Below are 10,545 nucleotides of genomic sequence, written 5' to 3' on the forward strand. Positions count from 1 at the left end.
GCTTTTCTAAGGCCCATGCTTGGATGCGCTCGTGGCAGTCGTCGAGGAAGGTGCCTTGGCGAGCAGGAATGGTCTCGCATTCCTGGGACTACATGCCTGATACGGATCGGCATGAAAAGTCCAGTGCACATAGACCTTGCCGCCCGGGGACGAGATCGAAGGTGGTGGCACGTCGAAGGGGGCTGCGCGTCGCAATGCCGAGAGCGCGACCACATCGAAGACGACGGATCCACTGGATTTGGCGACGCCCAGCTTCGCGAGGCGGCCATCCGCCTGATTGACGACGATTTCGATCAACACCGCGAGATCTGCCGCGTCGCGGAGCTCGGGGTTCGCCTCGCGCGCGGCTGTCAACTCCTCCCCATATACCTCGTGGAGGCGCTCGTGCATGGAAACGATATAGAGGGCAAAGGGAACACGTGCCCCGCCGAGCGCGGCGGTGTTCCCTGCCTTGACGTCGGGGACATAAACATCGTCCAGCGCTTGTGTGGCTCGCCACTCTTCGACGGTCAGTCGGTGATGGGAGACAGTGTGTCTTGTCGAAGGCGCTGTCGTGGAGCATGACATCCCGAGCGCTGCCATCGTCAAGAGGTTCAGTGCGACGCATGGCTTGCTGCGTGACCATGGCAAAACGCTTGGGCGCAAGGCCCTCCGGTCAAGCCATCGAGCATACGAACAATCTCGCTTCACGTACTTCTCGGCCAAGACCGGCGGGAGCGTAGCGCGCGCTTTCGGGCGGAACCGCGACGGCGCACGCAGCCCCTGGGCGAACTCAGAGGCAAGGGAGGGCACCTCGACGTAGAGCAGGCCAACGGGCGCGTTGCGCAGCATCGGGCCGACGACCTGGAGCTGGTCGGCTTGCTCGCGACGAGCCGATTCATTCGCGCAATCCACCCACCGGCAGGTGCTGGGGATCGATGAACGCGTCATGTCGCGCATAATGCAGAACTGCTGCGAGCCGCTCTTCTGCCGACGTCTCGCGTCGAAGCTGGGCCTCGAGCCCGACGATGGCGTCCCCGACTTGCTCAAAGCTCAAGACGTATTCGAGACCTTCGAACATCCGAGGACGATGTCGATCGAACGGAAGAATGGTAACGATGGTGTCCAAGGTAACGTCTATTCCGGATGGAACATAAATATCCTCATCGGGCTCGTACTTTTGCCAGTTTTGAAGAATTTCTTTTAGTAGAGGTGTCCCCATTCACTCATCCCTCCCTGTCCGTTTGGGTGAAGTAGATGCTGCCAGGCCGAACCCGACGCGTGTTGCTCGCTCGGAACCAGCTGAAGTACGCCAGGTCTACCGGGAACATGATGCCATGTCCACCCCGTGGGTGATCTTCCAAGAACGCGGCCTGTTGGACTCAGGATCGTGCTCTCAAACTGTTGCCCTATGGTCTGACGAATCATTGGCGCAAGCTGTGGATCAGCCATCGCTCGAAGCAAATTCTCATTCGCTGCCGCGAAGTGCGCAGGGTATCGGCCGATCCCGGCCTTCGGGATAGCGGTCTCGAACGCGACCGAGTACGCTCTCGGTGTTACCGTTGCGGCTCCCGCCGCAGCCGTCGACTCCTCCGCGAGCGCTCCCAGCCCCCTCCCCGCGCCGAACACCGTCGCCGCGCCGAGGAGGATCGTCTTCACCCCCGCCGCACCCGCTGCCCGATAATCCTCCCGGTCGATGGCGAGGGCCGTGTCGACCCCATTGCGCCCAATTTCGTAGAGCGGGTTGACGGCATTGAGCGCGCCGAGAACGCCGTCGTCCTGGTAGCCGTCCCACATCGCGCGGCCGAGCGCGTAGGTGCCGTAGCCGCCCAGCGTAACCGCATTCAGGACCAGCGATCGCGCGAGACCGAGCGCCAGTTCGCCCGTCCCCTCGGCAGCGCCGAGCAAGCTCTCGCCGACCAGACTGGCGGGGCTCGTGGTCTCCGTCCACGACAGCGCTGGCTGGGGCACGAAGCCCGCGCTCGTCCCGAGCACGCTGACGTCGATCGGCGGCACGGCGCCGCCCGTCTCGGCAGCCATGGTATTGGTATCGGTGTCGGCGCGCGGCTCGTTCTCCGGCCATTGGCCGCCCACGTCGATGACGATCGGGTCGAGGCCGAGCTCTTCCATCGTGAAGTCCGCGCGGACCGGCGGGGGCCCAGCCTGCGGGAGCGCTTGCTGAAAGCCACCTGGGTCGACGTACGCGAGCGGGTTGTTCAGCACGTAGCTGTACGGATTCCAGCTCTGCCCGAAGGACGGGATCGACACGATCGGGTCCGTCGTCAAAAACCGCCCGATCCTGGGATCGTAGATCCTGCCCTTCATGTTCACAAGCCCGAGCTCGTCGTCGCTCTCGTGCCCTGTGAACCCCTGCGTTGTCTCGCTCGGGAACGACGCAGGCGGGCGCTCTCCCCAGACGGGGTTCTTGCGCTGTCCGAACGGGTCGTAGCTCCGCCGCTCGATCACGTCGCCGTCCTCGTCGGTGAGCGCATCGACGGAGCCGAGGTGATCGACATGCACGTAACGGGTGCCGTCGTCCGAGCCTCCCCGGGTCACGATCGCTACCACACGCTCCGGCGAATGGACATGGTACCGATGCTCTACGGCGCCCGATACCGCCTCTGTGACCCGCTCGTACAGGTCGCCGAAGTAGAGCGTCTCCTTTTCCGGGGTGGTCTTGCGGATCCGCTGCTGGTCGCCGTCGTAGCCGAACGTGATGGTGCTCGCGCCCTGCGTGATGCGCTCCGGCAGATCGAACGGCGTATAGCGCACCGTCGTGCCACCGGGCCGCGCGGTCTGATTGCCGACAGCGTCATGCGCGAAGGTGTCCGTACCCGCGCCGGTGACCGCGTGCGGGTGCAGCGGGTCGTCATACAAGAGGTCACCGACGTCCGACTTGAAGGTGAGATTGCCGTTCGGGCGGTAGTCGTAGCGGAGCGCGCAGGGCGCCGCCGAGCTCTCGATATCGCTGAAGTACGCGCACGTCAGCCGATGGAGCGAATCGTACCGGAAGCGCTCCGTCGTGTTCTCGGGCTGGAGCGCATCGGTGCGGCGCGTGAGATCCAGGAGATCGTCGAACCCGTAGTCCAGGTCCTGCACCTCCCCAGCGCCGCTCTGCGTCGCCATGTGCCTCAGGCGCTGCTTGTCGGCGAAGTAGGTCCGCTCCGTGACGGCTCCGTTGCCGAACACCTCCTCCCGGAAGCGCCCCGCGTTGTCCACGTCGGCCAAGCGCCAGTAGACGAGGTTCGTTCCGCTGTCGCGCACAGCAAGCACATGGCCGTGCGCGTCGCGATCGTGGGCCACGACGAACGGCGCCGCGCCGGCCGGCGCCGGGTACGTGACCGTCTCGACGCGGCCGAGCTCGTCGTAACCCAGCCTGGCCTCCAGGGGAGAGCGCTCGCCGTCAATGCGGAGCGCGATCGTGTCGAGCTGGCCACGGCCCGTGTACCCGTACGTCTTCTCCCCGTCCGGGCTCGCGAGCGTATGGAGCTTGCCGACGCCATGCGCCGCGGTGTCCCAGGTCCACGTGGTCGTCAGGCTCTCGGCACCGTCCTGGTCCACGCGCGAGCGGGGTCGACCGAGCGCGTCGTACGTCCAGGTGGCCTTTCGCTCGAGCGCATCGGTCGACCAAATCAGCTCGCCGAAGCCGTCATGGATCGAGACCGTCGTGCCCCGATCGGGATCGTCGAGCTGACGGACGCGGCCGAATGCGTCGCGCGTCGCGCGCGTCACTGCCTCGCCCGGATCGGTGACCGTATGCAGCAGTCCGAAGGGGCCGTACGCGTAACGGGTGATCCCGTCGGCCGCGTCGGTGATGGTCTTGATGCGCCCCAGCGGGTCCTGCTCGGTCACCGTCACATGATCGAGCGGGTCGGTGACGCGCACCTGCAGGCCATCGTATGCCGTCGTCGTGGTCGCGTTCCAAGGCGTCGTATGCCGCACTTCGCGGCCTACGGCATCGTACTCATAGCGATCGTACAGGATCCCGCTCTCGGGCGTGTCCTCCCTGACCGGCACCGAGCGCCGCGCGATGTGCTCGCCCAGCGCGTCGTACACGACTTCCTGCATGATGCGCTTCGCATCGCCCGAGCCCTCCGACGGCTCCGGTTCGGGCCCATACCCTAGCCATCGGATCGGGCGGCCGAGGCTGTCGAACTCCACCGTATCGTCGGCACCGCCGGTCGTGATCCTCCGCTGCCTCACCCGCCACGCATCCTGCGCCGGGCCGCCGTCATTGATGCGGGAGAGCGCGACCGTCGTCGTCGTGCCATCCGGGCGCGTCTCGCGGCCGGGCCGTCCGAAACCGTCATGCGCCCACGTCGTCACGAGCTGATTCGGATCGACCCGCTTGAGGAGCACGCCGAGCGCGTCGTCGAACTCCACGAGGGTGGTGTGCCCGGCCGCGTTCACGTACTTCTCGGGGAGCATGCCCTCCTCGTCGAAGTCCGTGCTGGATGTGCGCTTGTGCCCGAAGGCGTCCTCCGCCGTGACGCCGGTGATGTTCCCGAAGTCGTCGCGCGCATAGCTGAGGGTCAGCTTCGTGTCCGGAAGGCCGTCGTCGCTCTCGGTGGACTCGGTCTCCACCTCGCCGTAGATCGTGGTCGTTCGCGAGAGGGTCCGGCACTGCGACATCCCGGCCGCCGCGCTGCACTCCTTCTGCGTTTCGAGCTGGCCGAGGACCCAGCGCTCGGTGTCGTTCTTGAACGTCCGCGTGACCTTGAGCGTCAGGTCGACGCCATCCGTCGAGACCTCCTCGGCGCGCACGTTGCCGAACCTGTCGAAGTCCGTCACCTTCGATACCGAGTCGCGCAGCAGGGTCGCGCCGTCGCCGCCTCGCCCGATCTCCCGCACGTACGCCTCGACGGAGGGCACCGCGCCGCCCGGGGGCGGATAGACCCCTTGCGCTCGCCTCACCCGGCGCTCGGTGGGCAGCGTGAAGTACGTCGCGCCGTCGTTCGTCGGTACGAGCGTCCGCGTCACGTCGCTGAACGAGAGCTCGATCTGCTCCGGTCTGGGCTGGCTGGGCAGCCCCGGAGCGCCGTGCCACGTCCGCTGGACGCTCCCCGCGAAGGGAAAGACCTGCAGCTCGTCGTCGAAGGTGACGTGGTCGTAGACGTCGATCGTCACGGCACCCGTATCCAGGTCGGTGACGATCCGCTCGCCGAACCCGAGAAATCCGCGGCCCAGCCGGTGGTAGCGCCCGTCGCGGTAGCCGACCTCGAAGCGCCTTGCTCGATCCCCGCCGTTGTTGAGCGCGTACGCGCTGACCACCCGGCGGGGGCCCACGACGCAGCGCCGCGGATAGCCGCAGTCGTCCGCCGCGCCGGAACGCGCGACGTAGAGCGCGCTCCTCCGGTCCGGATCCTCCTCCGCGCCTCCGCTCGTGACCGGCGCATCGGTCAGGTGGCCGTACGAGATGCTCACGTTGGGCACGAAGCCCGGCTCGGTCGGCTCGTGCGCGTTCATCCCGTCAGAGACCGCGACCAGGAGATCCTGGTCGGCCGAGAGGTTCTGGAAGACGTTGAACACACCGCCGAGCGGCAGGATCACATCCTGGGCCCCGTCCCCGTTGAGATCGCCGGTGCGCGGCCCGCGCGGATCGGCGAGCGTGATCGCGTCACCGAGTTTGGCCTCGAAAGGAACCCCTGCGTCGACGAGCTTGAACGGCGGCCCCGCCAGGTCGCCCGTCGCTTGCAGGACGGCCCAGGAGGGGAGGACATTGGAGCCACTCAGCAGCATGCCTGGCGGGACGGGCATGAGGAGATCCTGCCGTCCATCGCCGTTGAAGTCGAGCGGCACCGCGAGGCGGAAAAGCGCGTCCTGGTCCGGGACCCCCAGCAGATCGCCGAAGCTGAACGCGTCGACGGTCCGGAACGGCGATATCACGAACGTCGACCCCGTGTTGACGTAGGTGTAGAGCTGGCCGCTAAAGCCGGATTCGACGGCATCGGGCAGGCCGTCGCCGTTGACGTCGAGAAAGACAACGCGGCCCCCCCGCGGCACGACAGGGAGCTTGGTGTCGATGACCCCCCAGCGTCCCTCGCCCCGGCGCATGATCGCCTCGTAGCTTTCTCCGATGAGGGCCGTCCCGTCACCAAACAACCTCACGGAGGGCACGATGAGATCGATCGTGCTGTCGGCGTCGATGTCGAGCGTGTGGAGCTCCATCGGGCAGGGATAGCCGGTGAGCAGCTCGATCGACTCGCCCGTGCGGTCGAATCCCGCGGGCGTCGCACCACGCGCGGGCCTCCAGAGGTGGACGGACCACACCGCGGAGAGCGGGTTCGGTACCAGCTCCTCGGCGTGGTCCTGGCACTGGATCAGATCCGGCACCGAGTCGCCGTCGAGATCGGCGAGGTGCACCGAGGCGCCGGGGCTGATCAGGCTCGGGGGCGTAGGCGTGACCCCGAGCGGGAACGGCCGGCGGATGCCCGTGTCATGGAGCGCGAAGGTCCGGTCCGGCTGGGACAGGAGCACGTGCCATGTGGTCTTGGTGTCGAAGACGTCGTGGAGCAAGACGTCCATCTGCCCATCGTCGTTGTAATCGAGCACCGTCCCGAGCTCGGGCTGAAGAAGGGCCGGGTCGGACGGTCCATCCGGATCGGCGACGAACAGCCAATCCTGGAGGAAGGCGAGCTCCGGCGCCGCGAGAAAGGATGGCGAGGCGCGGGGCCCGAGGTTGCGCGCCACCCCCCACGCGGTGATCGGATGCGACGGCGTGCTAGACCCCGCGACGATGTCCGGAATCACGAGATCGTCGAGGCCGTCGGCGTCGATGTCGAACACCATCGGGCTCGCCTTCTCGGAGACCGGCTTGTCGATGTCCGTCGTGAGCCGCTCGAATCCGGGTTTTCCGCGGCTGTACTGAAACCGTGTCGGGGGCTTGCAGACCCCGTCGCTCGCGCACTCCTCGACCTGGGTGAGGAGCGTCCGGCTCGTCGTCGGGCTCAGCTCGTAGCGGAAACCGTAGCTCCGGACCAGCGCGTCGCCCGGACCGAGCATCTGGATCTCCTCCAGGCGAAGCGAGCGCTGGAGCGCCATGCCGCCCGAGTAGCCCGTGCGAACCGCGGCCGAGTCCTTGTTCCCGTAGACGAACCGCACCGCCCGGGAAGGCTCCAGCGACGGCGCGCCCTCGAAGCTCGTGTAGCGGATCTCGTCCACCGCATATTCGGCCGCATGGCCGTCCTCGGCCTCTGCGAGGCAGTACGCGTACGTCATGGCGTTGCCGCGGCCGTCACGGGCCTCGTTCGCGAGCCACGCGCGCGGGACGCTGCCACGCGCGAGCGGCTTGCTGCCCTCGGTGCGCCCGTACTCGACGACGCGGCCGGTGGGCAGATAGGCCTCGAAGAAGAGCGCCTCGGCGGGCGCACCGCCTTCCGGAGGGTAGTGACCGACCACCTTGACGAAGGTATCCGGGAACGTGCGGTACTCGATGGTTCCCGGGGCCTGTCCCACGGGGACGAGGCGCTGGCCGTCGAGGCAGAGCCCGTCGTCTCCGTCGTAGCGCACGCCGCGGATCCGCGTCAAGCGCTGCGCTCATGCCGAACCGCGGCAACCATGCCGAGGTCGAGGCATTCGTGACTGCATCTATGCCTGTTCGACGTGCACGCGGCGGGCACCACAGCTGCCCTCGTCGAGGCGCGATTGGCCGTCCATGACGAAGCCGCAGCGAGGAGAGCGTAGTCCGAGCGTGAAAGCGTGCGTGACGGTGCGCACACTTCCTCCACGGCCAAGCACGCTGTTATCAGCGGCGCCTCGTACAGCCCGAGATTGAGTGGATTGACCCAGTAGGGGAGATCAGCGCGCACGACAGCGATCGCGACGCCCGACAGTAGCCCAGGCGCGCGGTGGGGGGACGAGGAGCTCGAGGACATCGTGCAGCGCGTCCGAGAGCGCACGCTCCGCTGGCTCCGAAAGCGCGGCCTGCTCGACGAGCGCCCGAACGAAGAGCGCTCGAACGAAGCGCCGGAACGGAGTGCGCTTGACGCTTGCGCTGAGGTCGCGCTCCGCAGGGGCGAGTTCGTGAGGATTGAGGACGAGACCGTCGTGCCGCCGGACGATGGAGGTGAAGCGCGGTTCGAGCCGAAGCGCCATGGGCCGCTCACGGTGGAGCTCGATGGTTTCAACGTCGAGGCGGCGGTGCGCATCGAGGGCTACGACGACCAGGGGCGCGAGCGGCTCGTCCTGTATCGCGCGCGTCCCTGCTTCGCTTTGGGGCAGCTCAGTATCCTCCGCAACGGTCGGGTGGCCTATCAGGTGAAGTACCCGCGGCGAAAAGGAACGCATCGGGTGATGATGCCGATTGTGTTTCTCGCGAGGCTCGCCGCGCTGGTGCCGCCGCCGCGCCATCCGCTGGTGCGCTACCACGGTGTGCTCGCGCCGCATGCGAAGCAACGCAGCGTCGTGGTACCGAAGGCGACGGGGAAGGCGTGTAAGGGCGACCAGCGCGCCGGAGCTGATAGCGCGGGCAGCGATGACAAGAAGACGACGATCACGCCCATGCCGACGAGTTAGGCGTCGAAGGGGCGGGCGAGAGGCATGGCGAAGCCGTTGCGCAAAGGAGACGAGCGAAGCGACGCGGCGCCGTCGGCAGTGTCGGAGCGAGGCGCTCGGGACGTGGTGGTTGGGGCGCTGCTGACGATGGTGCATGGCGAGGTCGAGCGCGAGCGGGTGTCGACTGCGCTGGGCGCTGTGCTGCCGTCGGCCGATGTTGGGTTCGTGTCGGAGGGGATCTCGGTCCGGCACCTTGATCGGCTGCTGCATGGCTCCTTCTGGCGACGTCGCCTCGCGTCGAATGGTCGAAGCTTTCGCGGCGGACTTACGCCGTAGATGTTCTCGCGTGCCCGCGATGCAGCGGACGGATGCGACTCATGGCCGCGATCACGGATAAGGCGACGGCGAGGAAGATTTTGAGCCACCTCGGTCTGCTCGCCGAGCCGCTGGAGTGCCGCGCGCGGTACCCGGCGGACCCCGCGTGACGAAACCGACAGGGCGGGACGCTGTGTTGCCGCCCAGGCTAGCTGATGGGTTTCCGTACGGACTGGATAATGGCCATCAGTTGTGCCAGGCCTCGGCAATCCGTTGCCGGACGCGGGCAGGCAGGATCGCGTTTTCGACGAGGAAGCCCAGCAGATCGTCGACGCGCCTCCAGAACGCAGCGTCGTCCCCTATCCGGGCCATCTGTCTAGATCCTTCACCGTGTTGGCGTACTCGTAATTGCTGAGACGGCGGAGCGGCGCGGTACCGGGCCTCGGCGTCTGGCAGAACGCCGAATCCAGCACGTCTTCCGGGGGTTCGACGATCCCAGGCTCGTCCCCGCCGGGGCCTGTGCCAGCGCCCGTGGACTGGCCGGGCCCGCCGATCTGGCCGTTGCAAGCCGCGACGAACGCGAGCAGGAGCGGCGCAGCGTACCTGAGGTGTGAGCCGAAAAGCTCGAGAGGCCAGCGATGCGTGTGTTGCTCGGGGTTCACCGTGTTCTCCACGCCGCGCCCGAAGAAAGGCACGAGTTGGTGCGAGCGCCGACCACATGGATTGGCACCTGCACGGGTTCCCGACGCTGCGACTCAACAGCGCCGATTTGATATGATGTACCAGAACCTGTCCCGTCCGGCTCACGGCAGAGGTCGATCGCGAACATTTTTGTGCCCCAACGACCCACCAACCCACCCATTTTATCTACCGCCGTCGCGTTTTTTGAATCCCGACGGTATCAGCGCGCGGCGTCTCGCTGCACATCACTGCTGAGAGCAGATACTTCAACCACCAACGATTTCGATGCCTGGACGTCGAGACGTCGGGATCGCGCTGGAGGAGAAGGCGCCTTCCTTCCGTCGTGAGGTCGTGGCACCATCGCCGCGCCAGGCGCCGTTCGAATCGACAGACGCTCGCGGAGGTGCAGCCGATGGGGGTCAAGGTTCTCTTCATCGTCAAGGAGATAGAGGGGGCCGAGCCGCTCGGCGCCCTGTACGTGGCGGGCTGTCTCGAGCAAGCGGGCCACGAGTGCAAGTTCATCGGCACGCGCGGCAACGACGTCCTCGCCGAGGTGCGGCGGTACGGGCCGGACGTCATCGCCTTCGGGGCGACGACCGGGCTCCATCGCTATTATCTCGGCCTCAATCACCACATCAAGCAGCATTACCCGAAGGTGGTGTCGCTGATGGGCGGGCCGCACGCGACCTACTATCCGGAGGTGATCCAGACGCCGGGGCTCGACGTGGTGTGCCAGGGCGAGGGCGAGGACGCCGCCGTCGAGCTGTGCGACGCGCTGGCGCGAGGCGACGATCACCGCGGTATCCGGGACCTCTGGGTCAAATCGGAGGGGAAGATCTACAGGAATCCAGCGCGCGGGCTGCGCCGCGACCTCGACGCGATCCCCTTCCCTCCGCGGCATCTGCTCTACGAGTACGACGACAGCCTGCGGCGGCGCCCCCTCAAGTCGTTCACCACCAACCGGGGGTGCCCCTTCCCCTGCAGCTACTGCTTCAACCCGTCGCTGGTCGAGCACTACGGCTCGAGCTGGAAGAAGGTGCGCGTCCGGAGCCCCGAGAACGTCGTGGCCGAGCTCGT

8 protein-coding genes are annotated in these 10,545 nt (G+C 66.9%); 3 read left to right on the forward strand and 5 right to left on the reverse strand.

Features of this window, described 5'->3' with window-relative positions; genetic code table 11:
- Nucleotides 1–6: 6 nt before the first annotated feature.
- From POL72_RS14865 to POL72_RS14875, 3 genes are read right to left on the reverse strand one after another with little or no spacing between them, the layout of a single operon-like run.
- Entirely contained in the window at nucleotides 7–939 is a 933-nt protein-coding gene (locus tag POL72_RS14865) for an energy transducer TonB family protein (protein ID WP_272095882.1), read from the reverse strand.
- Nucleotides 878–1,201 carry a DUF7716 domain-containing protein gene (locus tag POL72_RS14870; RefSeq protein ID WP_272095883.1) on the reverse strand — a complete coding sequence of 108 codons (324 nt, stop codon included), beginning with the start codon at nucleotides 1,199–1,201 and terminating at the stop codon, nucleotides 878–880. Before POL72_RS14870 ends, POL72_RS14865 begins: the two co-directional genes overlap by 62 nt.
- Nucleotides 1,183–7,197: an RHS repeat-associated core domain-containing protein gene (locus POL72_RS14875; protein WP_272095958.1), complete on the reverse strand. Its 6,015-nt coding sequence runs from the start codon at nucleotides 7,195–7,197 to the stop codon at nucleotides 1,183–1,185. Before POL72_RS14875 ends, POL72_RS14870 begins: the two co-directional genes overlap by 19 nt.
- A gap of 828 nt (nucleotides 7,198–8,025) precedes the next feature.
- On the opposite strand from POL72_RS14875, the gene POL72_RS14880 reads away from it, so the two are divergent.
- Nucleotides 8,026–8,493 (forward strand): transposase, encoded by a 468-nt coding sequence (locus tag POL72_RS14880; RefSeq protein WP_373372178.1) that lies wholly within the window; start codon nucleotides 8,026–8,028, stop codon nucleotides 8,491–8,493.
- Nucleotides 8,494–8,517: 24 nt separating this feature from the next.
- Entirely contained in the window at nucleotides 8,518–8,808 is a 291-nt protein-coding gene (locus POL72_RS14885; protein ID WP_272095885.1) for a hypothetical protein, read from the forward strand.
- 225 nt (nucleotides 8,809–9,033) lie between these two features.
- Here the strand turns inward: POL72_RS14885 and POL72_RS14890 are convergent, their stop codons facing one another.
- Both POL72_RS14890 and POL72_RS14895 read right to left on the reverse strand, forming a co-directional pair.
- Nucleotides 9,034–9,159, reverse strand: a complete 126-nt coding sequence (locus POL72_RS14890; protein ID WP_272095886.1) for a hypothetical protein — start codon at nucleotides 9,157–9,159, stop codon at nucleotides 9,034–9,036.
- Entirely contained in the window at nucleotides 9,147–9,449 is a 303-nt protein-coding gene (locus POL72_RS14895; protein ID WP_272095887.1) for a hypothetical protein, read from the reverse strand. The genes POL72_RS14890 and POL72_RS14895 overlap by 13 nt, the downstream gene beginning before the upstream one ends.
- A gap of 431 nt (nucleotides 9,450–9,880) precedes the next feature.
- On the opposite strand from POL72_RS14895, the gene POL72_RS14900 reads away from it, so the two are divergent.
- The coding region (locus POL72_RS14900) for a B12-binding domain-containing radical SAM protein (protein WP_272095889.1) at nucleotides 9,881–10,545 on the forward strand (665 nt) is incomplete at its 3' end.

The sequence above is a fragment of the Sorangium aterium genome, from assembly GCF_028368935.1.
Classification (GTDB): Bacteria; Myxococcota_A; Polyangia; order Polyangiales; family Polyangiaceae; genus Sorangium; species Sorangium atrum.